Here is a 23846-nt window from a genome sequence, read left to right as displayed (position 1 = left end):
CGCGGGGACCGGTAGGACCGGGGGCGGACGCTACGGCGTACGGTCCGTACGCGGAGCAGTCGGGTGAGAGGGCGTCAGCAGCCGCGGCGACACGCGGCGGAGGCCACCCGCAGCAGGTCGATGTGACCGCGCGAAGTGAGCAGAGCTGAACGCGACATGCGGCAGAACGTAGCGATCTCGACGATGCACGGTCAATGGTGTCTCGGAGGTCGGACACGCCATCCCACTGTGTGGACGACCGGGCAGTGTCCCACGGGCTGCACGGGCGCGTGTTGGTGCAGGATGGGTCGTATGTCCGACGTCTTCACCACCCGCATCCTGAACGTCACGACCGGCTCCGAGGAGACGGTCCTCGACCTCACCGACGCGTGCGCCGGCTTCCTGGACGAGGTGGCCCGCGGCCGCGACGGCCTGCTCAACGTCTTCGTGCCCCACGCCACCGCGGGCGTGGCCGTGCTCGAGACCGGCGCGGGCAGCGACAGCGACCTGCTCGCCGCCCTGCACACCCTGCTCCCGGCCGACGACCGCTGGCAGCACCGGCACGGCAGCCCCGGCCACGGCCGCGACCACGTGCTCCCCGCCCTGGTCGCCCCGCACGCCACGCTCCCCGTCATCGGCGGCAGGCTGGAGCTGGGCACGTGGCAAGCGGTGTGCCTGGTGGACACGAACCGGGACAACCCCGATCGCCAGGTGCGGCTGAGCTTCCTGGGGTAGCGGGCCGGGGGCGGCGGGGCGACGCCCTTCGGGGTGCTGGGGTGTCGGGGTGCCGGGGTGCCAGGGCGACTGGCGGCCCCGCTCCGCGCGCCGGGGCGCCGCCCCCGTTCACCGCCCCGGCGCCCCCGCCCGCAGCCCGTCCATGACGATGTCCAGGAGCTGGTCCACGCGTGCCTGCCAGTCGCTGTGCGGGTCGATGTGCCACAGGCCCGCGATGGCGAGCAGGAAGTCGTCGGGGGTCAGGCCCGGGCGGATGGTGCCCGCCTCGTCGTTGGCGCGCAGCAGGAGCGTGATGGCCGCGGTGAGCGGGCCGTGGCCGCAGGCGGCGAAACTGCCGTACGCGGTGGCCTTGCCCATCGCCGCGGCCAGGCCCGCCTTCGTCATGGAGTACCGGGCGAGGCGGTCCATCCACTCCCGCAGGGCCTGGTCCGGGGCGCGGTCCGCCAGCAACTGGGCCGCCGTGGCCGCCACTTGCTCCACCTCGTAGCGGTAGACCTCCAGGACGAGCGCCTCGCGGCTCGGGAAGTTGCGGTACAAGGTGCCCTGCCCCACGCCCGCCTTCTTCGCGATGGCGCTCAGAGGGGTGTCCGCCGCCCGCGTCAGCTCCACGAGGGCGACTTCCAGGATGCGTTCGCGGTTCCGCTGCGCGTCCGACCGCAGTGGCGCGTTCTTTTTCTCGTGCACCCCTCGTCCTTCCGGGCCCGGGCCGTCCGGCCTTGCTCAAGCGGACAGGTGTCCGTTAGGTTCGGAGTCATCGGACAGGTGTCCGCTTGGGATCACCATAGCGGGACACCGGTCGGCCGGACGCCCCGACGGCGCCTGCCCGGCGTCCGCACGCCCTGCCCGTACGTCCTGTTCGCACGACCCGTTCGACCGGACCGGTGGCCGGCCCGGTGCCCGCGCGCCACCTCCGCCCGCGGGCCGCACCCGTGACCGCGCACCACCGCGAGCACGTCCCGCCCGTTCGAACGCGCCCGACCAGCTCGTCCTCGCACCACGCCGAAGCAACCCGGCCGGGCACGCCCCGGCCCGAGCACGTCGAAGCACGTCCCAGCACGCCGAGCGCCACCGGCTCCAGCGCGCCCCGCTGCGCCGCGCGCCACCTCCGCGTACGCGAAAGAAGGCTTGACCATGGCTCCAGCCCCCACGGCGACGCACAGCGTCGTCACACTGACCGTCAACGGCGAGAAACACACCTTGCCCGTCGACCACCGCACCACCCTGCTCGACGTGCTGCGCGAGCGCCTGGACCTGACCGGCACGAAGAAGGGCTGCGACCAGGGCCAGTGCGGCGCCTGCACGGTCCTCGTCGACGGGCGCCGCGCCGTCTCCTGCCTGCAGCTCGCGGTGGCCGCCGAGGGCCGCGAGATCACCACCATCGAGGGCGTCGCCGAGGGCGACCGGCTGCACCCGGTGCAGCAGGCCTTCCTCGACCTCGACGGCTTCCAGTGCGGGTACTGCACGCCCGGACAGATCTGTTCGGCCCTCGCGGTGCTCGACGAGCACGCGGCGGGCTGGCCCAGCGCCGCGACCGACGACGTACGGCCCGAGGCGGGCGTGCCGCCGCTGACCCCCGAGGAGATCCGGGAGCGGATGAGCGGCAACCTCTGCCGGTGCGGCGCCTATGTGTCCATCGTGCGGGCGGTCGAGCGCGCCGCCGCGGCCGACCGGGACGCGAGCGCCGCCGACGCCCCCGGCGGCGGGGACGACATACCCGCCGACGCCTCCAAGGAGGCCGTGGCGTGAGGGAGTTCGGCTATCTGCGCGCGCCCGACGTCTCCGGCGCCCTCGCCCTGCACGGCGCCGACGACGGCACCCGCTTCCTCGCGGGCGGCACCAACCTCGTCGACCTGATGAAGGCCGGCGTGGAGCGCCCCGAGCGCCTCGTCGACCTCGCCGAGCTGCCGCTGGACCGGATCGAGGAGACCGCCGGCGGCGGCCTGCGGATCGGCGCCACCGTCAGCAACAGCGACCTGGCCGCCCACCCCGAAGTCCGCCGCCGCTACCCCGCGTTGACCCAGGCCGTGCTCGCCGGCGCCTCCGGCCAGTTGCGGAACATGGCCACGGTCGGCGGCAACCTCCTGCAGCGCACCCGCTGCGCCTACTTCACCGACCTGGCGCGGCCGTGCAACAAGCGGACGCCCGGCAGCGGGTGCGCCGCCCTGCGCGGCGAGCACCGCAATCACGCCATCCTCGGCGCCAGCGAGCACTGCGTGGCCGTCCACCCCTCGGACATGGGCGTGGCCCTCACCGCCTTCGACGCGGTCGTCGCCTACGAGACCCTCGACGGCCCCGGCGAGGTGCCGCTCGCGGACTTCTACCTGCCGGTGGGGGACACCCCGCACGCGGAGACCGCCCTGCCCGCCGGGGCGCTGATCACCGCCGTCACGCTGCCGCCCGCGCCGGTCGCCGCCCGCTCCCGCTACCGCAAGGTGCGCGAACGCGCCTCGTACGCCTTCGCGATCGGCTCGCTCGCCGCCGCGCTCGACGTGCGCGACGGCCGCGTGCACGACGTCCGGCTCGCCTTCGGCGCGGTGGCCTCCCGGCCCTGGCGGGCGCGGGCCGCCGAGCGGGCGCTGACCGGCGGCCCGGCGACCGCTGAGGCGTACGCCGCCGCCGCGGACGCCGAACTCGCGGCCGCCGAGCCGCTGCCCGACAACGGATACAAGGTGACCCTGATGCGCAACCTCGTCGTCGCCGTCCTGACCGAACTCGCCGAGGAGGCCGGCCGATGACCACCGCCACCCGCGGCACGGCGGCGCCCGGAGCCGTCGGCACCGGGCACACCCGGATCGAGGGCCGGGACAAGGTTACCGGCGCCGCCCGCTACGCCGGTGAGATCCCCTTCGGCGACCTCGCCCACGGCTGGCTCGTCCTTTCCACCGTCGCCCGCGGCCGCGTCGTCGCCGTGGAGACCGGGCCGGTGCTCGGGATGCCGGGCGTGCTCGCCGTCCTCCACCACGGCAACGCGCCCCGCGTCGAGACCCAGTACGTGGGCAGCCTCGGGCCGCCCGACCCCGTCGTCGGCCTCTTCCAGCACGACCGCGTGCCCTACGCGGGCTGGCCCGTCGCCCTCGTGGTCGCCGAGACGTCCGAGCAGGCCAGGGAGGCCGCCGAGGCGCTCCAGGTGCGGTACGAGACGGAGCCGCACGACGTCGGCTTCCACCCGGAGCACGCGGCGGCGTACACGCCGGAGAGCGTGATGGGCCAGCCCAACGAGGCCGTGAAGGGCGACCTGGAGGCCGAACTCGCGGCGTCCGCCGTCGTGGTGGACGAGCGGTACGGCACGCCCGAGGAGCACCACAACACGATGGAGCCGCACGCGGCCACCGCCCGCTGGGACGGCGGCAGGCTCGAAGTCGTCGACTCCAACCAGGGCAGCCGGTGGGTCGCCGAGGAGCTGGCGCACCTGTTCTCGCTCGACCTGGCCTCGGTGCGGGTGCGGTCCGAGCACGTCGGCGGCGCCTTCGGCTGCAAGGGCGTACGGCCGCACCAGGTGGGCGCCGCCATGGCCGCGACCGTCCTCGACCGGCCGGTGCGCGTGGTCCTGACGCGGCGGCAGATGTTCTCGGTGGTCGGCTACCGCAGCCCCACGACCCAGCGCGTGCGGCTCGGCGCCGACCCCGACGGACGGCTGCGCGCCCTCGGCCACGAGGCCCACGGCGTCACGTCGAAGCTGTTCGAGTTCGTCGAGCCGAGCGCCGGGTTCGGGCGGTCGATGTACGCCGCCGACGCCCACCACTCCGTCACCCGCCTCGTGCCCCTCGACGTGCCCACGCCCACCTGGATGCGGGCACCCGGCGAGGCCCCGGGCTCCTTCGCCCTGGAGTGCGCCCTCGACGAGCTCGCCGAGAAGTGCGGCGTCGACCCGATCGCGCTGCGCGAGCGCAACGAACCCGCCGTCGGGCCCGTCTCCGGCCTGCCCTTCGGCAGCCGCAACCTCCTCGCCTGCTACCGCGAGGGCGCCCGCCGCTTCAGCTGGGCCGACCGCGACCCGCGCCCGGGCACGCGCCGCGACGGGCGCTGGCTCGTCGGCACCGGCATGGCGGCGTCCACGTTCTTCGTCGGCGCGGCCCCGACCACGGCGGCCGTGACGGCGGAGCCCGACGGCACCTTCACCGTACGGATCACCGCGGCGGACGTCGGCACCGGCGCCCGCACCGCGCTCACCCAGATCGCCGCGGACGCCCTTGAGGTCACGCCCGACCGGGTGCGCGTCCGCATCGCCGACAGCGACTTCGGCCAGGCCTGGCTCGCCGGCGGCTCCATGGGCACCCGCTCCTGGGGCTGGGCGGTGCTCCTGGCGGCGCGCGAACTGCGCGAACGCCTGGCCCTCGGCGGCGCCGTACCGGAGGAGGGCCTCACGGCGCGGTCGGACACCAGCGACGTCCTCGCCGCGCTCGCGCAGAAGGAGCGCCACTCCTACGGCGCGCAGTTCGCCGAGGTCGCCGTGGACGTCACCACCGGCGAGGTACGGGTCCGCCGGATGCTCGGGATCTTCGCCGCGGGCAGGATCGTGAACCCGCTGACCGCGCGCAGCCAGTTGGTCGGCGGCATGACGTGGGGCCTGTCGATGGCGCTGCACGAGGAGGCGGTCCGGGACGCGGCCTCGGGCGCGCACGTCGGCGCCGACCTGGCCGGCTACCACTTCGCCGCGCACGCCGACGTACCGCGCATCGAGGCGGACTGGGTCGAGGACACGGACGACGAGGACCCCGTCGGCATCAAGGGCATCGGCGAGATCGGCATCGTCGGCGCGGCCGCGGCGATCGCCAACGCCGTGTGGCACGCCACCGGCGTCCGCCACCGCACCCTGCCCATCCGGCCGGACCGGGTCCTCGACGCGGCAGGGGCCCCGGGCACCCCAGGCGCCGGGGCCGCGGCCGACGGCGGGCCGGACCGTGCTTGACATCGCCGGGGCGCTGCGGCGCTGGACCGACGAGGGGCGCTCGTTCGCCGTGGCCACCGTGGTGGCCGTCGGCGGCAGCGCCCCGCGCGGCCCCGGCGCCGCCCTCGCCGTCGACAGCGACGGCACCGCCGTCGGCTCGGTCTCCGGCGGCTGTGTGGAAGGCGCGGTGTACGACCTGTGCCTGCGGGCGCTGGAGGACGGCGAGGCGGTGGTGGAGGAGTTCGGCTACAGCGACGAGGACGCCTTCGCCGTCGGCCTCACCTGCGGCGGCACCCTCCAGGTCCTGGTCGTGCCCGTGCCCGCCGACGCCCCGGACCGGGCGCGGGTCGCCGAGGCCCTGGCCCGGGCCGACCGCGACGAGCCGACCGCGCTCGTCCGGGTGGCCCGGGGCCCCGCCGGACTCCTCGGCCGGGCCCTGCTCGTGCGGGCCGACGGCTCGTGGGCGGGCGGCCTCGGCGGTGGCGCGGCCCTGGACCGCACGGCGGTGGCCGAGGCCCGCGCGCTGCTCGACGCGGGCCGCACCGGCACCGTCGAGGTGTCCGAGGACGGCTCGCGCTGCCCGGGCGGGGTGACCCTGCTCGTCGAGTCGAGCACCCCGCCCCCGCGCATGATCGTGTTCGGCGCCGTGGACTTCGCCGCGGCGCTGGTCCGCACGGGCAAGCTGCTCGGCTACCACGTGACGGTGTGCGACGCCCGGGCGGTCTTCGCCACACGGGCCCGCTTTCCCGAGGCCGACGAGGTCGTCGTGGACTGGCCGCACCGCTATCTGCGCTCCACCGCGACGGACGCCCGCACGGTGCTGTGCGTGCTGACGCACGACGCCAAGTTCGACGTGCCCGTCCTTCAGGTGGCGCTGCGGCTGCCGGTCGCGTTCGTCGGTGCGATGGGCTCGCGGCGGACCCACGAGGACCGTGCCCGCCGCCTGCGCGCGGCGGGCGTCACGGAGGCCGAACTGGCCCGGCTGCGCTCGCCGATCGGCCTCGACCTCGGGGCCCGCACCCCGGAGGAGACGGCCCTGTCCATCGCCGCCGAGATCGTGGCGGCACGGCACGGCGGCACGGGCGCGCCACTCACCGGCACGCGCGCCCCGATCCACCGGGACGGCCGGGACCAGCCGGTGGCGGCGGGGGCCTGACGGCGCGGCGGGCGGCGTGCACGGCGGGCGGCGCGGCTCACGGACGCAGCGTGACCGTGAAGCTCCGTCCGTACGCGTGGTGCGTGGTGACGTCGATCCTCGTGCCGCCGGGCACGGCCCGGACCCGCACCCCCGCGTCGGCGTCGACCGGCCGCAGCGGGCGTCCGCGCAGCAGCACGGTGACGGTGTCGCGGGCCGTGGTGGGGTCGGACACGGCGACGGTGGTGGGCCCGCCGCGCGGTCCGCGCACGAGGACCGAGGCCGGCCCGTCGACGCGCAGGTGCCCGACGTCGTGGCGCCCGCGCGTGAAGGAATTGGCCGCCGTCAGGCCGAGCCCGTCGTGCCGGACGGCTTGCAGCGCCCGGGAGTTGGTGAGGACCTCGACCGCCCCGTACGACCGCAGCCGGGCCTCGCCCGCGTGCGGCAGGAGCGCGTACGCCAGGCGCACCGGGGCGGCGCCGGCCTCCTGCTCGACCCGGGCGGCGAACACCTGGCGCGTCACGGGGGTGTCGGGGTTCGCGGTCCGTACGGCGCGGCGGCTGCGGGTCACCTCGTCGAGGGTGACCCGCACCGGGGGCGTGTCGAGGAAGACGTACCCGACCGCCGTGCCCTGCCCGGCGTCGGCCCAGCGCAGCCAGGCGAGCCGGCCGGTGCCGGGCCCGCTCCAGGGCTGTCCGTCGCGCAGCGCCCCGGTGAGGGAGACCCGGTCGCCGGGCGCGGAGACGCGTGCGTCGACGGTCGTGGCCACCGCCCGGCCGGCCCCGTCCCCGACTCCGGCGGCGAGCACCACGACCTCCTCGTCGAGCAGGAACCACGACTTGGTGGCGGTGGCGTTGCGGTGGGTCACGAAGTCGTCGGGCAGCAGCGCCCGGTCGCGGTGGGCGACGTCGTCGGACTGCACCATGCCCGCGACGCCGTACGCCCCGAGGACGGCGCCGCCGGAGAACCGGTGGGTGCCGCGCGGAAAGTACACATAGGTGTTCTGCGACTCCGAGGACGGGGTGAACTTCAGCGGGTGGCCCGGGTTGTCGTAGTACGGCTTGCCGTACAGCTCCGGCACGGAGCGGCGCCGCTCCACCGGGGCCGTCACCCCGGCGAGCCCGTGCGGCGGGACGGCGGTGAAGTAGTCGACGCCGAAGGCCCTCGTCTGGTCCTGCCCCGCCAGGTACAGGTAGTGGGCGCCCTCGCCCTGGAACCAGGGCAGCAGGTTCTCGCCGTTCATGTACTCGTACTTGCTGATCCGGTCGGAGTTGCGCGCCAGCGCGAAGGCGTACCCGGGTCTGCGGTGCACGGTGCGGTCCATGGCGTTGAAGGCGACGCACCGGGCGGCGGGGTTGAGGTCACGGGCCGGGACGGAGGCGTCGGCGACGATGTCGGCGTAGCGCACGATGCTGACGGGGGAGACGAACCGGCTCGGGTCGAGGGCGGTCCTGGACGTCTCGCGCACGTGCTTCACATAGCCCTTCAGGGCCGTGGCGTCGGCGGCGCGCGCGAGCGGGGCGAGGTCGGTGACGGCCTCCACGACGGCGGCCACGTCGGTGTAGCCGCTGTCGGTGCGGGACACCGCCCGCCCCTTGACGATCTCCATCATCCACCCCTCGAAGATCACCGGGGCGAATCCGTCGCGCACCCACCGCAGGACGACCGGGACGAGGTCCTCGCCGTGCGCGAAGCCGGTCCCGTCGAGGAACGTGAGGGTCTGCACGACCCGGGTGAGCAGGCCCTTGCCGTAGGCGCCGGTGTAGGCGACGGACGCGTGCTGGAGGAAGGACCCGTCGGCGTAGTAGCCGTCCGTCACGCCGTGCTTGAGGTCGTAGGGGTCGACGGTGGCGAAGACCGTCAACTGGTCGGTGAGCGCCTTGCGCACCCGCGCGTCGTCGGCGAGCAGCGCGCCCTGCAGGACGCGGTTGGTGGTGATGTCCGCGAGGTTGGCGCCGGTGTGGAAGCGGGAGTCCAGGTTCACGTCCCCGTCGACGCCGTTGCGCAGGTAGGCGTCCATGGAGGCCACGTACGTGCGGACCAGGTCGGGGCGGTACGCGCGCACGGTGTCGGCGAGCAGCACCAGGGTCCTGCTGACGTGCTGGGAGATCCCGATCTCCCAGTGGAACCAGTTGCCGTAGTAGCCCTTCGTCTGGTCGCCGTAGTACCGCTCGTGCAGCCACACCAGGCCGTCGACGACCCGGCGCCGCACGGCGGTGTTCCCGTACAGGTCGCCGCCGGGCAGGCCGGGGGTGCGGGTGGCGAGGGCGATCTCGTAGAGGTGGCGGAAGGCGGTGTTGAGCTGCGCCTCGTCGGTGCCGAGCACCAGGCCGTGGAAGAGCTCGCCCGGCCCGGCGTCGTCCATGGCCTTCAGCCGGTCCCGCGCGGCCCGTTCGACGGCGGCGCGCCTGGCCGCGGTCTCGGGCCGGGCGTTGGACCGCGCGGTCCCGGCGAAGACGGCCACGACGTTGGCGAGCAGCCGCTCCCGGTCGGCCGCGCTCGCCGCCCGCACGGGGACCGCGCTCAGCAGCCCGGCGGCGGCGAGGGCGGAGAGCAGACGTCTGCGGGTGAGGTCCATGGGGTCCTCCGCGTGGGGGCGTGGCCGGTTCGGCGGGCGGAGTCAAGCAGAGGGCCGGGGCGCGGGCAAGAGGGACGGGGCCGGTCGGGCGCGGCCGATCAGGGGCGCCGCCCGGGGAGCGGCGCCGCGCGGCGCCGCCCGGGGGCCACCCCGGCCCCGGACGGCACTCCGGCGGTCAGGAGGCACCCCGGTGACGGGTCCGCACCCCGGGCGGCACCCGGTGCGGGCTCAGCGCCCCTGGAGGCGCTTGACGTTGTCGCCGAACGTCCAGTTGCGCGAGCCGTCCCAGTTGATGGACCAGGTCATCAGGCCCTTGAGGGCGCCCGCGTAGTGGTTCCAGGCCTGGGCGACGAGGCTCGGGCCCATGTGGCCGCCGCCGGCGCCCGGCTGGGCGGGCAGCCCCGGCACCTGCTTGTCGTACGGGACCTTGATCGTGGTGCCCTGGATCACGAGCCCCTTGTTGAGGCAGTCGGTCTGGGCGACGAAGCCCTGGACGGTGCCCGCGGAGTAGGAGTCGCCGGAGCAGCCGTACATGCTGCCGTTGTAGTACTGCATGTTCAGCCACCACAGCCGGCCGTTGTCCGCGTACTTCTTGACGATCGGCAGGTACGCGCCCCAGATGGAGCCATACACGACGCTGCCGCCGGTGACGTACGCCGTCTCCGGGGCCATCGTCAGGCCGAAGTTGGACGGCATCTTGGCCAGCACCCCGTCGATGATGCGGATCAGGTTCGACTGGGACGGCGAGAGCTGGTTGATGTTGCCGGTGCCGACGAGGCCGGTCTCGATGTCGATGTCGATGCCGTCGAAGTTGTACTTCTTCAGGATCGGCACGACGGTCTCGACGAACCGGTCGGCCACGGCCGGGGAGCTGAGGTCGATGCCCGCGGCCGCGCCGCCGATGGACATCAGGATCGTGGCGCCGTTGGCCTTGGCCTGACACATCTCGGCCGGCGTCGCGACCTTCACCGTGGAGTCCATGCCGTCCTCCCACAGCACGGTGCCGTCGGAACGGATGACGGGGAAGGCGGCGTTGATCACGTTGTAGCCGTGCGCGCCGATGCGCGCGTCGGTGATCGGGGTCCAGCCGAAGGGCGGGTGCACGCCGTTCGCCGCGCCGTCCCAGTTCTCCCAGTAGCCCTGGAGCACCTTGCCCGCCGGCTTCGACTTGACCGCGCAGGTCTCCTCCCGCGGTGTGCCCGGCGCGTCCGGCGCCGCCGCGGCGGGCAACTGTGCCGCGCAGGCCAGCGCCAGGGCCGCTCCCAACAGACGTACCGTCCGACCGATCATGGCGTGCTCCCTCAAGGAGGCCTTGCTGCGGATGGGATCTGATGCGGCTGACGGTAAGTAGGTATAGACCTGTCGTCAATAGGTCTGGGCCAATGCGGGGCGCACGGGCGTGAGTCGGTAGCCGGAGCCGTCCCGGGTGAGGCGGCCCGCCGTCGGCGGGGCGAAGTGCGTGCCGAGCAGCAGCGCACCGCTCCCTGCGGCGGACGCGAGCAGGGCGGCACGGGTGGCGCGGGCCAGGGCGCTGTCGGTGTCGGCGCAGCTCGCCAGGTGCGGGTGCGCGAGCTGGACGGGGTGGTGGACCGCGTCGCCGGTGATCAGCGCGGTGTCCCCGGAGTCGCGCAGCTCGACCGCGACCTGGCCGGGGGTGTGTCCGGGGGTGGGCAGCAGCCGCAGGCCGGGCGCGAGGGCGACCGGCCCCTCCGTGATGTCGACGACGTCCAGCAGGCCCGCGTCGCGGACGGGGTGCACCGAGTCGCGGAACATCTGGCGGCGGGACTCCTCCATGTCCACGGACGCCCAGTGGTCCCACTCGGTACGGGTCGTGACGTACCGGGCGCGGGGGAACGTGGGCACCCATGTCCCGTTCTCCAGGCGGGTGTTCCAGCCGACGTGGTCGGCGTGCAGGTGCGTGAGGATCACCAGGTCGACGGAGTCGGGTGCATACCCCGCCGCGGTGAGCCGGTCGAGGTAGTCGGTGTCCAGCTCGTGCCAGGCGGGCATGGCGCGCTGCTTGCCGTTGCCGATGCCCGTGTCGACGAGGACCCGCCGCCCGTCGACGGTGAACGCGAAGCTGTGGCTCGACGCGCGCAGGACGCCCCCGTCGTCGGCGAAGTCCGGTGTCAGCCACGGCGCGCGGGCGACGACGTCCGGGGTGGCGTCGGGCAGCAGCCAGGCGCCGGTCTCGGGCGGGAAGTCGATCTCGTCGACGCGGTGGACGGGCGTGCTGCCGACGGCCCAGGCCGGGGTGGTGCCGAGGGTTCGGGGAGAGGTGTGCGGCTCTTGGGCAGGGGTGGGGTGGTGGTGCATGGGTGGGTGCTCCGAGGGGTGAGGGGGAGGGGGAGCCCTCCGCGTGTGTGCGGTCGCGTGGGGCCCGCGTGGGGCCGGGCCAGGTGAGGCCGCGTGAAGCCGTGCGAGGTCACGTGGAGCCCTGCGCACCTAAAAGCAATGGCTTTGCGTTAGTGGAGGCTAGCCCCTATGGTGGCCTAACGCAAACGTTTAGCTTTTGCGTCTCCCGTGCCACCCATCTCGAAGGGAACCCCCATGTCCTCCCTGGAGTTCGGCCCCCGCGACGCGGCCCGGTGGGCCGCGCGCGCCGGGCTGCCCCTGCCCGACGAGCGCCTCGACCTGGTGGCCGCCACCGCCCGCCACATCCACGCCGTCGTCGCCACCCTGCGCGAGCTGGACCTCACCGGTGTGGAGCCCACGCCCGCCGGGGCGGAGGTGCGCGATGCGGCCGTATGAGCTGACCCTCGCCGGGGCGGCCGCCGCGATCGCCGCGGGCGAGCTGTCCCCGGCCGAGCTGACGGACTCCGTCCTGCGCCGTGCCGACGAGGTGGCGGGCGTCCTCAACCCCTATGTGAGCCTGCGGCACGAGGAGGCCCGCCGCGCCGCCGAGCGGGCCGGGCGCGAGCTCGCCGCCGGGCGCGGACGCGGCCCCCTGCACGGCATCCCGCTCGCCCTGAAGGACCTCGTCGACGTCAAGGGGCAGCCCACCAGCGCCAGTTCGCGGGTCCGCGACGGCCACCTGGCGGCCGAGGACAGCGTCGTCGCCGCCCGGCTCGCGGCCGCCGGGGCGGTGCTGCTCGGCAAGGCCCACACCCACGAGTTCGCCTACGGCCTGACCACCCCGCAGACCCGCAACGCCTGGGCCGCCGACCGCGTCGCGGGCGGCTCCAGCGGCGGCTCGGCCGTCGCGGTCGCGGCCGGCGCGGCGACCTTCGCCATCGGCACCGACACCGGCGGCTCCATCCGCGTCCCCGCGGCGCTCAACGGCGTGGTCGGCCTCAAGCCGAGCCACGGCCTGGTCCCCACGCGCGGGGTGACCTCCCTGTCCTGGTCCCTGGACCACGTGGGCCCCCTCACGCGCACGGTCGAGGACGCCGCGCTCGTGCTCGCCGCCCTCACCGGGCAGGAGTACGCGCCCCTGCCGGACGGGGACTTGGCGGGCCTGCGGGTGGGCGTCCCCGTCAACCACTACTTCGACCACGTCACTCCCGAGGTCGAGACGGCCGTACGGGACGCCGTCGGGCGGCTGCGCGACCTCGGGGCCGAACTCGTCGACGTCCACATCCCGATGACCCGCTACGTCCAGGCCGTCCAGTGGGGGCTGATGGTCCCCGAGGCCAGCGCGAACCACGAGCGCACCCTGCGCACGACCCCCGAGCTGTACGGGGACGACGTACGGGTCCTCCTCGAAGCCGGGGAGCTGTTCCACGCGGGCGACTACCTGCGGGCCCAGCGCGCCCGCACCCTGATGCGCCGCGAGTGGGTGCGGCTCTTCGAGGGGGTCGACGTCGTCGTCGCGCCCGCCGTGCCGACGGCCGCGGTCCGGGCGGGGCAGGAGTCGGTGTCCTGGCCGGACGGCACGGTGGAGAGCGTGCCCGACGCCTACGTACGCCTCTCCGCGCCCGCCAACATCACCGGCCTGCCCGCGCTGACCGTCCCCGTCGGCCGGGACGGCGCGGGGCTGCCCCTCGGGATGCAGCTCATCGGCGGCCCGGGCGGCGAGCGGACGGCGCTGCGGGCGGGGCGGGCCTACGAGCGGACACGCCCGGATGCCGGCTCGCTCGCCCCGGAGGCGGGGAGCCCGCCCGCTGCCCTGGCCGTGTAGCCCCCCGGCTCTGGTCGCGTCCCCCCAGCCCTGGCCGCCCCCGGCCCTGGTCGCGCCCCCGGTCCGGGTCGCGTAGCCCCCCGGCCCTGGCCGCGTGGCCCCGGCCCTGGTGAGGCGGCAGCGGGCCCCGCCACCCCGTCCCGTTGAAGCCAGATCTTCGCGTTAAGGTGAACGGCATGAGTCCCAAGCCCATGGCCCGTCCCGGCGGACGCAGCGCCCGGGTGCAGGCGTCCGTGCACGCCGCGGTGCGCGAGCTGGAGGCGGAGCGGGGGCGCGCGGCCCTGACGGTGCCGCTGATCGCGGCCCGGGCCGGGGTCACGCCGTCCACCGTGTACCGCCGCTGGGGCGACCTCCAGGAGCTCCTGTCGGACGTGGCCGTGGAGCGGCTGCGGCCCGAGGCGGACCCGGACGACCACGGCGACCTGCGCGCCGACCTCACCGCGTGGGCCGAGCACTTCCTGGAGGAGATGTCCTCCACCCCCGGCCGCGCCTATCTGCGCGACGCGCTCCTCGGCACCCCCGAGAGCGGCAACGCGAGCCGCTGCTCCGACTACGCCGCCGACCAGGTCGACCTGATCCTCGGCCGCGCCGCCGAGCGGGGCGAGGAGCCGCTGCCGGGCCGCGAAGCCGTCATGGACCACGTGGTGGCGCCGCTCCTGTACCGCATCCTGTTCCGGACCGAGGGCCTGTCCCCTGAGTACGCCCGCGGACTCGCGGACGCGGTCCTCAAGGACGCCGGACGCTGACGTCCGCGCCCCGTCCGGCCCGGTGACCAGGGAGTCGCCGGGCCGGACGCTTTTCACGCCCCCTGGGCCCGTCCCCTCCCGCAGCGCTCGTGTGCCCGTCCCTGTCGCTTGTTGCGAGTGATTTGCAATTACAATAGAGGGGCAACAAGCCAGGCAACCCGAACAGCCAAGGGGGCGGACATGGGGAGCAGCGCCACGGCGGGCCCGGTCGTGCTGGGGATCGAGTCGTCCTGCGACGAGACCGGCGCGGGCCTCGTGCGGAACGGCCACCTGCTCGGGCACGCGGTGGCGTCCAGCATGGACGAGCACGCCCGGTTCGGCGGCGTCGTGCCCGAGATCGCCGCCCGCGCCCACGTGCACGCCCTCGGCCCGGTGGTGCGCCGCGCCCTCGACGAGGCCGGACTGCGCCTCGGCGACATCGGCGCCGTCGCCGTGACGACAGGGCCGGGGCTGTCCGGCGCCCTGCAGGTCGGCCTCGCCGGGGCGAAGGGCCTCGCGTACGCGCTCGGCGTACCGCTGTACGGCGTGCACCACCTGGCCGGGCACGTCGCCGCCGACACCCTGGAGCACGGCCCCCTGCCCGACCCCTGCGTGGTCCTGATCGTCTCCGGCGGGCACACCTCGCTGCTCCTCGTGCGCGACCTGGCCCGCGACCCCGTCGCGCACCTGGGCGACACCCTGGACGACGCCGCGGGGGAGTGCTTCGACAAGGTGGCCCGCGTCTTCGGCCTGCCCTACCCCGGCGGCCCCGCCGTCGACCGCGCGGCCCGCGCCGGATCGCCGGACGCCGTGGCCTTCCCGCGCCCGCTGACCGGCCCCGGCGACGACCCGTACGCCTTCTCCTTCTCCGGCCTGAAGACCGCCGCCGCCCGCTGGGCCGAGGGCCACCGGGGCCGGGAACTGCCGGTCGCCGACGGCGCGGCCGCGCTCCAGGAGGCCGTCGCCGACGTGCTCACGCGCAAGGCGGTCGCAGCCTGTACCGCGCACGGCGTCACCACCCTCGTGGTCGTCGGGGGCGTCGCCGCCAACTCGCGGGTGCGGGCGCTCGCCGAGGAGCGCTGCCGGGCCGCCGGGATCACCCTGCGCGTCCCGCCCCTCGGGCTGTGCACCGACAACGGCGCGATGATCGCCGCCGTCGGCGACCTGCTGGTCCGCGCCGGCGCCCCACCCGCGCCGCTGGACGTCTCCGTCGACCCGTCGGCGCCCCTGGAGTACGCCGCCCTGCACCCCGTGGCCACCGCCACCGTCGCGAGGGCCGCCTGATGGCCGCCGTCGTACGCCTGCCAGGGCGGGACCTGCTGGCCCACGGCGACGGCATCCGCGCCGTCCACGCCGCCGCCTTCGCCCGAGGGCCCTGGCACTCGCAGCCCGCGGACGCCGACCACTACCTCGAACGCCTCGCCCACGACGTGACCCGGCCCGGGTTCACCGCCGCCCTGGCCCTGGACGGCGAGCGGGTGCTCGGCTTCGCCACGGCCTGGACGTCGAGCACCCCGCTGCCCGCCGACCGCGCCTACCCGCGCGTCACCGCCGCGCTCGGCACCGCCCGCACGGCCGCGTGGCTGTGCGGCGGCCGGGAGGTCGACGAACTCGCCGCCCTGCCCGCCGCGCACGGCCTCGGCCTCGGCCGTACGCTCCTGGCAGCGGTCACCCGCGACGCGCCCGACGGCCGCTGCTGGCTGCTCACGTCCGCCGAGGCCACCGCCGTCCGCTTCTACGAGCGCCTCGGCTGGCGACAGGTCACCCGCCCCGCCGACGGGAACGGGACCGTCGCCCTCCTCGGACCGGACCACCCCGCGCGCGCCGCCGCGGACCCGCCCCAGTGACCCACCCCAGACCGGAGCACGTCTTGCGTACCGCCGACATCCGCAGCCGCTTCCTCGACTTCTTCGCCGAGCGCGGCCACACCGTGGTGCCCAGCGCCCCGCTGCCCACGCCCGACCCGACGCTGCTGTTCGTCAACGCGGGCATGGTGCCGTTCAAGCCCTACCTCACCGGCGAGGCGACCCCGCCCTGGCCGCGCGCCACCAGCGTGCAGAAGTGCGTCCGCACCCTCGACATCGAGGAGGTCGGCAGGACCACCCGGCACGGCTCGTTCTTTCAGATGAACGGCAACTTCTCCTTCGGCGACTACTTCAAGGAGGAGGCCATCACCCACGCCTGGGACCTGAGCACCCGCCCCGTCGCGGACGGCGGCTTCGGACTCGACCCGGCGCGGATCTGGGTGACCGTGCACCACTCCGACGCCGAGTCCCGCGCCCTGTGGCGGCGCGTCGCCGCCCTGCCCGACGAGCGGATCGTGGCCCGTGGCGACGAGGACAACTTCTGGTCCATGGGCGTCCCCGGACCGTGCGGCCCCTGCTCGGAGCTGTACTACGACCGCGGCCCGGCGCTCGGCCGCGCGGGCGGCCCCGCCGTCGACGAGGACCGGTACATGGAGTTCTGGAACCTCGTCTTCATGCAGTACGAACGCGGCGAGGGACCCGGCAAGACCGGCTACCCGATCCTCGGCGAACTCCCGCGCCGCAACATCGACACCGGCATGGGCCTGGAGCGCATGGCGACCCTGCTCCAGGGCGTCGACAACCTCTACGAGACCGACGAGACCCGGCCCGTCCTGGACCGCGCCGCCGAGCTCGCCGGGGTGCGCTACGGCGCCGACCCCGCGGACGACGTCCGCCTGCGCGTCGTCGCCGACCACGTCCGCACCGCCCTGATGCTCCTCGCCGACGGCACCGCGCCCGGCAACGAGGGCCGCGGCTACGTGCTGCGCCGCATCCTGCGCCGCGCGGTGCGCTCCATGCGCCAACTCGGCTACGGCGACCCGGCCCTGGCCGACCTCCTCGCCGTCGCCCGCGACCGCATGGCGCCCAGCTACCCGGAGGTCGCCGAGGCCTACGAGCGGATCGCCGACCAGGCCAGCGGCGAGGAGGACGCCTTCCGCGCCACCCTCAAGCAGGGCACCACCGTCCTGGACACCGCCGTCGCCCGGGTCAAGGCCGACGGCGGCCGCCAGCTATCCGGCGCCCAGGCCTTCCTGCTGCACGACACGTACGGCTTCCCCGTCGACCTCACCCTGGAGATGGCCGCCGAGCAGGGCGTCGAGGTCGACCGCGAGGGCTTCACGGCCCTCATGCGCGCCCAGCGCGAGCGCGCCCGCGCCGACGCCCGCGCCCGCAGGTCCGGCTCCACCACCGACACCTCGGCGCTGCGCGCCGTCCTCGACGAGCACGGCCCCACCGACTGGCGCGCCTGGACCACGCTGACCACCGAGTCCCGGGTCCTGGCCCTGGCCGGTCCCGCCGGGCCGGTGCCCGTCGCCCGGGAGGGCGAGATCGTCACCGCCGTCCTGGACCGCACCCCGTTCTACGCCGAGTCCGGCGGCCAGGACAGCGACGCCGGGCGGCTCTCCGGCCCCTCCACCGAGGCCGAGGTCCTCGACGTCCAGCGCCCCCTGCCCGGCCTGGTGGCCCATCAGATCCGCGTGACCGCGGGTGAGCTGGCCGTCGGCGACGCCGTGCACGCCGCCGTCGACCCCGAGTGGCGGCTCGGCGCCCGCCAGGCCCACTCCGGCACCCACGTCCTGCACGCCGCCCTGCGCGAGATCCTCGGCCCGACCGCCCTGCAGTCCGGCTCGTACAACCGGCCCGGTTATCTGCGCCTGGACTTCCCCTGGCGCGGCGGCCTGTCCGCCACCGTCCGCAGCGAGGTCGAGGAGGCCGCCAACCGGGCGCTGCGCCGCGACCTGCCCGTCGGGGTGCGCTGGATGACGCTGCCCGAGGCCAAGGAGCTCGGCGCGCTCGCGCTGTTCGACGAGACGTACGGCGAGCAGGTCCGCGTCGTCGAGATCGGCGGCGCCTGGTCGCGCGAGCTGTGCGGCGGCACCCACGTCGAGCACGCGGCGCAGATCGGCGTCGTCGCGCTGACCGCCGAGTCGTCGGTGGGCGCGGGCATGCGGCGCCTGGAGGCCGCCGTCGGCATCGAGGGCTTCGGCTACCTGGCACGCGAGCGGGACCTCGTCACGCGCATCGCCGAGCAGGTGCAGGCGCCGCGCGCCGAACTCCCCGACCGCATCGCCGCGCTGCTCGGCCGGCTCAAGGCCGCGGACCGCGAGAACCAGCGGCTGCGGCAGGCGGCGCTGGCCGCCCGCGCCGCCGAACTCGCCGGGCAGGCTGTCGACGTGGCGGGCGTCCGCGTGGCCACCGCCGCCGCCGCGGGCCGCGCCGGAGCCGCCCGCGCCCTGGCCCTCGAAGTGCGCGGCCACCTCCCCACCGACCGGCCCGGCGTGGCCGCCGTGACCCTCCCCGGCGCCGGGCCGGTCCTCGCCGTGGCCGTGAACGAGGCGGCCCGCGCGGCAGGACTCTCCGCGTCCGCCCTGGTCAAGCGGCTCCTCGGCGGCCGCGGCGGCGGCTCCGACGAGGTGGCGCAGGGCGGCGGAGTACCGCGGGACCAGCTCGCGGAGGCGCTGGCCGGGCTCCCGGAAGCCGTCCGCGCCGGGGTCGGCGCCTAGGCTCCGCGCGCCCGACCCGGCGGCGCCGCCGCGGGGGCCGCCGGGTCACGCCGCCATCAGCGGGGCCACCCGGTCGCGTCCGAGCCGTGCGCGCAGGTCGGGGTCCGTGACGCCGAGGCCCGTCGCGGGCGCCGCGCACAAAACACCCACCTTGCCGGTGTGGGTGTTCTGCTGGAGGGACCGGGCCGCGTCGCCGACCGCCCGCAACGGGTACACCTCCGACAGCATCGGGGCGATGCGCCCGCGCTGGATCAGGCGGTTCATCTGCCGCTGCTCGTACAGGTTCGCGCCGTGGCTGCCGATGACCTTCTTCAGCCGCATCCACAGGTAGCGGTTGTCGAAGGTGTGCTGGTACCCCGTGCTCGACCCGCAGGTCACGATCGTGCCGCCGCGCCCGGCCACGAACACGGACACGCCGAAGGTCTCGCGCCCGACGTGCTCGAACACGATGTGCGGGTCCTCGCCGATCTCCTGCCGGATGATCTGCCCCAGCCGCTTGCCCGCCTTCACCGCGGTCTCCGGGTCGGCGGAGATCTCACCGATGTCCCGCCGGTCGACGACCAGCTCGCAGCCCAGGCGCCGGGCGACGGCGGCCTTGGCGTCCGAGCTGACGACGCCGACGGGGATGCCGCCGCCGTTGCGCACGAGCTGCACCGCGTAGCCGCCGAGCCCGCCGGCCGCGCCCCAGATGAGGACGACGTCGCCCTGACGCATGTTGGCGCCGCGCTCGCTGATCAGCATCCGGTAGGCCGTCCCCGCGCACAGCGGGCTGCAGGCGGCCTCCTCCCAGCTCAGGTGCGGAGCCTTCGGCAGCACCTGGCTGGCCCGCACGACGGCGAACTCGGCGAGCCCGCCGTAGTTGGTCTCGAAGCCCCAGGCCCGCTGCTCCGCGCCCAGCATGCCGTCGTGGTGGGTGACCGGGTCCTGGTCGTCCACGTGGGCGGTCGCCACCACCACGTGGTCGCCGACGCGGGTGCCGCGGACCCCGGACCCGGTCCGTACGACGACGCCCGCGGCGTCCGAGCCGAGGACGTGGAACGGCTGGTCGTGGCGCGCCGCCCAGCCGCCCTGCTTCGCGTAGTGCCGCAGGAACGTGAAGCTCGGTATCGGCTCGAACTTCGCCGACCAGACGGTGTTGTAGTTCAGCGCCGAGGCCATCACGGCGACGAGGACCTCGTCCGGCGCGAGCTCCGGCATGGGCACGGGCCCGACGTGGATCGTCCTTCGGACGTCCCGCTCCGCGGCGCCGGAGAAGAGGTCGACGTCCTCGATCCGCAGATGCGCCGCCTCGTACTCCGCGGGCAGGGGCAGGCGCGCGAGAACGTCGGCCGGGGCACCGGCCACCACGGCCCGGGTGAGTTCGCTCATGGTCGTCCTTCCATGGGTCGGCACAGGTCTGACAGGTCGCTGGGGGAGGCGGGGGCCGAAGGGCACGCCCACGCGGGCTTCGGAGGTCACCCCAGCCGGATCGGGAGCGCCACCAGGGTCCGGGCGATGAGGCTCGGCTGCCACCGCAGGTCACCGGGGTCCACCGCGAGGGACAGGTCGGGGTGGCGGGCCAGCAGCCGGGTGACGGCGATACGGGCCTCGGTGCGCGCCAGCGCCGCTCCCGGGCAGCGGTGGATGCCGTAGCCGAAGGCCAGGTGCCGGTTCTCCGGGCGGCTCATGTCCATGGCGTGCGGCTGCTCGAAGTGGTGCGGGTCGCGGTTGACGGCCGCCGCGGCCACGAGCACGATCTCGCCGCTGCCCACGGTGTGCCCGCCGAGCCGGACCGGCTCCGTGGTGAAGCGCGGCGAGGCGATGTTCCCGGCGCTCTCGTACCGCAGCACCTCCTCGATGAAGGCCGGGACGAGCCCCGGGTCCCGGCGCAGCTCGGCGAGGAGCCGGGGCTGGGTCACCAGCGTCAGCACGGTGTTGCCGACGAGGCCCGCGACCGTGCCCAGGCTGCCCAGGAGGATCGCGTTGATCATCGACACCAGCTCGCGCCGGTCCAGCCGCTCCCCGTCGTCGCCGGGGGCCATCAGCTCCGAGATGAGGTCGTCGGCGGCCTTCTCCTCGCGCTCCTCGAACAGCCGGTGGACGTAGGCCTCGAAGGCCGCGGCGGCGGCGTGCTTCTCCGGGGCCTCCGCGGTGGAGATCTGGGTGGTCAGCCAGCCCTGGAACTCGGTCCGGTCGGCGGCGTCGATGCCGATGAGCTCGCAGATGGTGGAGCCCGAGAACGGATACGCGTACGTCTTCAGGAGGTCGACCGTCCCCGGGCCGGGCTGGGCGTCGAGCAGGTCGTCCGCGATCTGCTCGATGCGCGGGGTGAAGTCGCGGACCACCGCCCCGGAGAGCGCCTTCATCGCGATCCTGCGCAGCCGGGTGTGGTGCGGCGGGTCGCGGTAGAGCATGTGGTCGTTCACCGGCGGGTCGAGGCGCAGCACGGTGTTCCCGTTGGTCTGCGCGACGGCGCCCGGTTCGCCGTAGAGCCGCTTGCTCAGGGAGGGGTCCGTGAACACGCGCTTGGCGAGGTCGTACTCCGTGACCAGCCAGGCGCGCATGCCGCTCGGGAACTCCACGTGGTGGACGGGTCCTCGCTCCCTCATCTCGCGGTACACGGCGTGCGGGTCCTGGAAGAAGTCCTCGGACAGCTTGTGGATGGACTGGGTCGTCACCTGGGCCTCCTCGGCCTGGTCGGGGCGCTTGTCGCGCGAGGGACGCGCGGGTGTCGCGTGTCTGTGGTGCGGGGAGTCGTGTGCCTGTCGTGCCGGGAGGCGCGCGCCTGTGTGCGGGGAGCGGCGCGTGCCCGTGGGCAAGGGGAGTGCGGTCACGGCTCGTCCCGCCGTCGGCGGCGGAAGGCCAGCGTTCCCGGGATCGTCAGGGCCGCCATCACGGCGGCGGCGGTGAAGGCGGCGGTGACGCCCGTGACCAGAACCTGCCGCGGTGGACCCGCGGCGCCCCGGGAGGCCGCGCCGAACACCGTGGTCAGGACCGACAGGCCGAGCGCGGCGCCCGTCTGCTGGATCGTCTGGAGCGCGCCGCCGGCCACGCCCGCGACGTCCTGCGGCACCCGGGACATGATGACGACGCTCAGCGGCATCAGCGCCAGGCCGGTGCCGCAGCCCATCAGGAGCGCCGCGGCGAGCACCAGCGGGACGTAGGGGGTCCCGGTGGTCAGCCGGGTCAGCAGGACCAGCGCGGCGACCATGGACACCGACCCGGTCAGGGTGATCGGCCCCGGCCCGAACCGCCGCAGCAGCCGCGGCACCCACTGGATCAGCGCGAACATCAGGGCCGCCGTGGGCAGGAAGGCGAACCCCGTGGCCAGCGCGCCCAGCCCGCGTACCTCCTGCACGTACAGGGACAGGAAGAAGAACATCGGGATGCTCGCCATGTAGCCGACGAAGACGTTGGCGTAGGCGGCCGCGCGGTCGCGGTCGGCGAACAGCGACAGGGGCAGCAGCGGCTGTGCCGCCCCGCGCTCCACGGCCACGAAGGCCACCGCCGACACCGCCCCCGCGCCGAGCGCGAGACAGGCGGCCGCGTCGCCCCAGCCGTGCGTGGCGGCGCGGTTGAAGCCGTACACCAGGGCGGTGACCCCGGCCGTCGCGGTCAGCGCGCCCGGCAGGTCGAGCCGGCCCGGCCTGCGCGGCACGGCGGGCAGACACCGCACGGCCGCCAGGAGCGCCAGGCCGCCCAGGGGGACGTTGATGAACAGCACCGCGCGCCAGCCGAGCCCCTGCGTCAGCACGCCGCCCACGAGCAGGCCGACGGCGAAGCCCGCTCCGGCCATGCCCGAGTACAGCGCCAAGGCCCGCATCCGCGCCCTGGGTTCGGTGAAGACCGTGGTGAGCAGCGCCAGGGCGTTCGGGCCCGCCACGGCGGCGCCGACGCCCTGCACGACCCGCGCGCCCACCAGCCAGGCGGCCGAGGGCGCGAGCCCGCCGACGGCCGAGGCCGCGGTGAACAGGGCGACCCCGGTGAGGAACATCCGGCGCCGGCCCCACAGGTCACCGGCCCGCCCGCCCAGCAACAGCAGCCCCCCGAACGCCAGGGTGTACCCGTGGGTGACCCAGGTCAGACCGGTGGCGCCGACGTCCAGGTCGGACCCGATGCCGGGCAGCGCCACGTTCATCACGGTGACGTCCACCATGATCATGAGCTGGCAGGTGAGCAGCGTGGCCAGCACGACGCCGGTGCGCGGCCGCGGCTTCGGGCCGACGGACGCGTCGGGGGACGAGGTCACACCCAGCACGGGCACTCCGGGACACCCTTCTGGAAGATCTCCGGGGAACGCTCCGGAAAACGCTTCGGGAAGCGCTCCGGAACACAGGACGGGGCCGCGGGCGCGGCCGGTGGCGGTGGCGGTGGCGATCAGCTCACCGAGACGCGCAGCAGCTTCCGCCGGGCGTCGGCCGGGTAGGCCGCGCGTCCGTGCACCACACGGCGGTTGTCCAAGATCAGCACCTGCCCGGCCCGCCACGCGTGGGCGTACGTCACCTCGGGGCGGCGCAGCACACGGTCCAGCTCCCGGAAGAGGGCACGGTTCTGCTCCTCGGTGTAGCCGACCACCGCCGCGCTGAAGTTCCGGCCCGGGTCCTCCGGATAGTCGACGCCGACGCACAGGGCCTCGCCGCCCGTCACCGGGTCCGCCTGCACGGGCGGCACGACCGGGTTCCCCTCGGGGCGTTCCACGTAGAAGCCGGAGACGTTCGAGCGGTACTCGACGGTGATGCCGCGCAGCGTCTCCAGGAGGCCCTCCGGCGCCGCCGCGAAGAAGGCCCGGCTGCTCGCGACGAGCGTCTCACCGCCCGCGTACGGAGCTTCGAGGCACTCCAGGCCGATGTACCGGACGGGGTGGGCGTTGAGGTACCCGTCGACGTGCATCGGGATGGCGCCCGTCCGGAACTGGGAGTTGTCGGTGCCCGGCCGCTGCTCCTGGACCAGCGTCGTGCCGAAGCCGTACGGTACCGGGTCGCCGAGCGGAGCCATGAGGTCCGCCAGCGGCGGCGCCTCGGCACCGGCGGGTTCCAGGACGACGAACCCGTGGCGCTCCAGCTTCTCCAGGTAGGGCGAGTCCGGGCCGCGGCCGCACCGCGCGTCCGCGGCCAGCCGCCGCATGTCCGTACCGGTGTCCATGGCTCTCCCTGTCATCGGGGGCGTCGGGCTCATG

At 75.1% G+C, this 23846-nt stretch carries 20 protein-coding genes; 11 read left to right on the top strand and 9 right to left on the bottom strand.

The window, feature by feature from the left end; genetic code table 11:
• Positions 1-74: 74 nt before the first annotated feature.
• Positions 75-158, bottom strand: coding sequence for a putative leader peptide (locus IE330_RS39955; protein ID WP_319053403.1), 84 nt, complete (start codon positions 156-158; stop codon positions 75-77).
• Positions 159-291: 133 nt separating this feature from the next.
• On the opposite strand from IE330_RS39955, the gene IE330_RS02290 reads away from it, so the two are divergent.
• The gene (locus IE330_RS02290) at positions 292-714 is read left to right on the top strand and encodes a YjbQ family protein (protein ID WP_190134105.1); all 423 of its coding nucleotides are present in this window, start codon (positions 292-294) and stop codon (positions 712-714) included.
• Between the two features lie 108 nt (positions 715-822).
• Here the strand turns inward: IE330_RS02290 and IE330_RS02285 are convergent, their stop codons facing one another.
• Positions 823-1398, bottom strand: coding sequence for a TetR/AcrR family transcriptional regulator (locus tag IE330_RS02285; protein WP_190134104.1), 576 nt, complete (start codon positions 1396-1398; stop codon positions 823-825).
• Positions 1399-1845: 447 nt separating this feature from the next.
• Between IE330_RS02285 and IE330_RS02280 the strand changes: the two genes are divergently transcribed.
• The 4 genes from IE330_RS02280 to IE330_RS02265 are packed head-to-tail and all read left to right on the top strand — an operon-like array spanning position 1846 to position 6758.
• Complete coding sequence (locus IE330_RS02280; protein ID WP_190134103.1) at positions 1846-2460, top strand: (2Fe-2S)-binding protein; 615 nt, start codon at positions 1846-1848, stop codon at positions 2458-2460.
• Positions 2457-3449 (top strand): FAD binding domain-containing protein, encoded by a 993-nt coding sequence (locus IE330_RS02275; protein WP_190134102.1) that lies wholly within the window; start codon positions 2457-2459, stop codon positions 3447-3449. Before IE330_RS02280 ends, IE330_RS02275 begins: the two co-directional genes overlap by 4 nt.
• Positions 3446-5623 (top strand): xanthine dehydrogenase family protein molybdopterin-binding subunit, encoded by a 2178-nt coding sequence (locus IE330_RS02270; RefSeq protein ID WP_190134101.1) that lies wholly within the window; start codon positions 3446-3448, stop codon positions 5621-5623. Before IE330_RS02275 ends, IE330_RS02270 begins: the two co-directional genes overlap by 4 nt.
• On the top strand, positions 5616-6758 hold the full coding sequence (locus IE330_RS02265; RefSeq protein ID WP_190134100.1) for an XdhC family protein: 1143 nt from the start codon (positions 5616-5618) through the stop codon (positions 6756-6758). Before IE330_RS02270 ends, IE330_RS02265 begins: the two co-directional genes overlap by 8 nt.
• A gap of 37 nt (positions 6759-6795) precedes the next feature.
• Here IE330_RS02265 and IE330_RS02260 read toward each other — a convergent pair whose 3' ends face one another.
• The 3 genes from IE330_RS02260 to IE330_RS02250 form a co-directional block, all read right to left on the bottom strand.
• On the bottom strand, positions 6796-9315 hold the full coding sequence (locus IE330_RS02260) for a polysaccharide lyase family 8 super-sandwich domain-containing protein (RefSeq protein ID WP_190134099.1): 2520 nt from the start codon (positions 9313-9315) through the stop codon (positions 6796-6798).
• A gap of 228 nt (positions 9316-9543) precedes the next feature.
• A complete protein-coding gene (locus IE330_RS02255) occupies positions 9544-10605 on the bottom strand; it encodes a chitinase (RefSeq protein WP_190134098.1) in 1062 nt (353 codons plus the stop codon).
• Between the two features lie 75 nt (positions 10606-10680).
• Complete coding sequence (locus tag IE330_RS02250; RefSeq protein ID WP_190134097.1) at positions 10681-11631, bottom strand: MBL fold metallo-hydrolase; 951 nt, start codon at positions 11629-11631, stop codon at positions 10681-10683.
• Positions 11632-11865: 234 nt separating this feature from the next.
• Between IE330_RS02250 and IE330_RS02245 the strand changes: the two genes are divergently transcribed.
• The 6 genes from IE330_RS02245 to alaS all read left to right on the top strand — a co-directional run bounded on the left by IE330_RS02245 (position 11866) and on the right by alaS (position 18691).
• Positions 11866-12066 carry a hypothetical protein gene (locus IE330_RS02245; protein WP_190134096.1) on the top strand — a complete coding sequence of 67 codons (201 nt, stop codon included), beginning with the start codon at positions 11866-11868 and terminating at the stop codon, positions 12064-12066.
• A complete protein-coding gene (locus IE330_RS02240) occupies positions 12053-13435 on the top strand; it encodes an amidase (RefSeq protein ID WP_190134095.1) in 1383 nt (460 codons plus the stop codon). The genes IE330_RS02245 and IE330_RS02240 overlap by 14 nt, the downstream gene beginning before the upstream one ends.
• A 176-nt stretch (positions 13436-13611) precedes the next feature.
• On the top strand, positions 13612-14181 hold the full coding sequence (locus IE330_RS02235) for a TetR/AcrR family transcriptional regulator (protein ID WP_190134094.1): 570 nt from the start codon (positions 13612-13614) through the stop codon (positions 14179-14181).
• 180 nt (positions 14182-14361) lie between these two features.
• Positions 14362-15444 carry a tRNA (adenosine(37)-N6)-threonylcarbamoyltransferase complex transferase subunit TsaD gene (gene tsaD / locus IE330_RS02230; RefSeq protein ID WP_190134093.1) on the top strand — a complete coding sequence of 361 codons (1083 nt, stop codon included), beginning with the start codon at positions 14362-14364 and terminating at the stop codon, positions 15442-15444.
• Positions 15444-16007 (top strand): GNAT family N-acetyltransferase, encoded by a 564-nt coding sequence (locus IE330_RS02225; RefSeq protein WP_190134092.1) that lies wholly within the window; start codon positions 15444-15446, stop codon positions 16005-16007. Before tsaD ends, IE330_RS02225 begins: the two co-directional genes overlap by 1 nt.
• A gap of 23 nt (positions 16008-16030) precedes the next feature.
• The gene (gene alaS, locus IE330_RS02220; RefSeq protein ID WP_190134091.1) at positions 16031-18691 is read left to right on the top strand and encodes an alanine--tRNA ligase; all 2661 of its coding nucleotides are present in this window, start codon (positions 16031-16033) and stop codon (positions 18689-18691) included.
• Positions 18692-18736: 45 nt separating this feature from the next.
• Here alaS and ccrA read toward each other — a convergent pair whose 3' ends face one another.
• The 4 genes from ccrA to IE330_RS02200 all read right to left on the bottom strand — a co-directional run bounded on the left by ccrA (position 18737) and on the right by IE330_RS02200 (position 23812).
• Positions 18737-20059 carry a crotonyl-CoA carboxylase/reductase gene (gene ccrA / locus IE330_RS02215; protein ID WP_190134090.1) on the bottom strand — a complete coding sequence of 441 codons (1323 nt, stop codon included), beginning with the start codon at positions 20057-20059 and terminating at the stop codon, positions 18737-18739.
• A gap of 86 nt (positions 20060-20145) precedes the next feature.
• Entirely contained in the window at positions 20146-21036 is an 891-nt protein-coding gene (locus tag IE330_RS02210) for a cytochrome P450 (RefSeq protein WP_373314543.1), read from the bottom strand.
• Positions 21037-21500: 464 nt separating this feature from the next.
• The gene (locus IE330_RS02205; protein ID WP_229925278.1) at positions 21501-22928 is read right to left on the bottom strand and encodes an MFS transporter; all 1428 of its coding nucleotides are present in this window, start codon (positions 22926-22928) and stop codon (positions 21501-21503) included.
• Positions 22929-23047: 119 nt separating this feature from the next.
• The gene (locus tag IE330_RS02200; RefSeq protein WP_190134088.1) at positions 23048-23812 is read right to left on the bottom strand and encodes a TauD/TfdA dioxygenase family protein; all 765 of its coding nucleotides are present in this window, start codon (positions 23810-23812) and stop codon (positions 23048-23050) included.
• Between the last annotated feature and the right edge of the window lie 34 nt (positions 23813-23846).

This window comes from Streptomyces longispororuber, assembly GCF_014656095.1.
Lineage (GTDB): Bacteria > Actinomycetota > Actinomycetes > Streptomycetales > Streptomycetaceae > Streptomyces > Streptomyces longispororuber.
Note: the sequence above shows the minus strand (reverse complement) of the source record. Positions and strands in the feature narration are given on the sequence as shown.

Excerpts from the sequence above, each read along its gene's own strand:
- IE330_RS39955 (WP_319053403.1), bottom strand. The coding sequence starts at position 158 with ATGTCGCGTTCAGCTCTGCTCACTTCGCGCGGTCACATCGACCTGCTG.
- IE330_RS02290 (WP_190134105.1), top strand. The coding sequence starts at position 292 with ATGTCCGACGTCTTCACCACCCGCATCCTGAACGTCACGACCGGCTCC.
- IE330_RS02280 (WP_190134103.1), top strand. The coding sequence starts at position 1,846 with ATGGCTCCAGCCCCCACGGCGACGCACAGCGTCGTCACACTGACCGTC.
- IE330_RS02270 (WP_190134101.1), top strand. The coding sequence starts at position 3,446 with ATGACCACCGCCACCCGCGGCACGGCGGCGCCCGGAGCCGTCGGCACC.
- IE330_RS02260 (WP_190134099.1), bottom strand. The coding sequence starts at position 9,315 with ATGGACCTCACCCGCAGACGTCTGCTCTCCGCCCTCGCCGCCGCCGGG.
- IE330_RS02255 (WP_190134098.1), bottom strand. The coding sequence starts at position 10,605 with ATGATCGGTCGGACGGTACGTCTGTTGGGAGCGGCCCTGGCGCTGGCC.
- IE330_RS02250 (WP_190134097.1), bottom strand. The coding sequence starts at position 11,631 with ATGCACCACCACCCCACCCCTGCCCAAGAGCCGCACACCTCTCCCCGA.
- IE330_RS02245 (WP_190134096.1), top strand. The coding sequence starts at position 11,866 with ATGTCCTCCCTGGAGTTCGGCCCCCGCGACGCGGCCCGGTGGGCCGCG.
- IE330_RS02240 (WP_190134095.1), top strand. The coding sequence starts at position 12,053 with ATGCGGCCGTATGAGCTGACCCTCGCCGGGGCGGCCGCCGCGATCGCC.
- IE330_RS02235 (WP_190134094.1), top strand. The coding sequence starts at position 13,612 with ATGAGTCCCAAGCCCATGGCCCGTCCCGGCGGACGCAGCGCCCGGGTG.
- tsaD (WP_190134093.1), top strand. The coding sequence starts at position 14,362 with ATGGGGAGCAGCGCCACGGCGGGCCCGGTCGTGCTGGGGATCGAGTCG.
- IE330_RS02225 (WP_190134092.1), top strand. The coding sequence starts at position 15,444 with ATGGCCGCCGTCGTACGCCTGCCAGGGCGGGACCTGCTGGCCCACGGC.
- ccrA (WP_190134090.1), bottom strand. The coding sequence starts at position 20,059 with ATGAGCGAACTCACCCGGGCCGTGGTGGCCGGTGCCCCGGCCGACGTT.
- IE330_RS02210 (WP_373314543.1), bottom strand. The coding sequence starts at position 21,036 with ATGAAGGCGCTCTCCGGGGCGGTGGTCCGCGACTTCACCCCGCGCATC.
- IE330_RS02200 (WP_190134088.1), bottom strand. The coding sequence starts at position 23,812 with ATGGACACCGGTACGGACATGCGGCGGCTGGCCGCGGACGCGCGGTGC.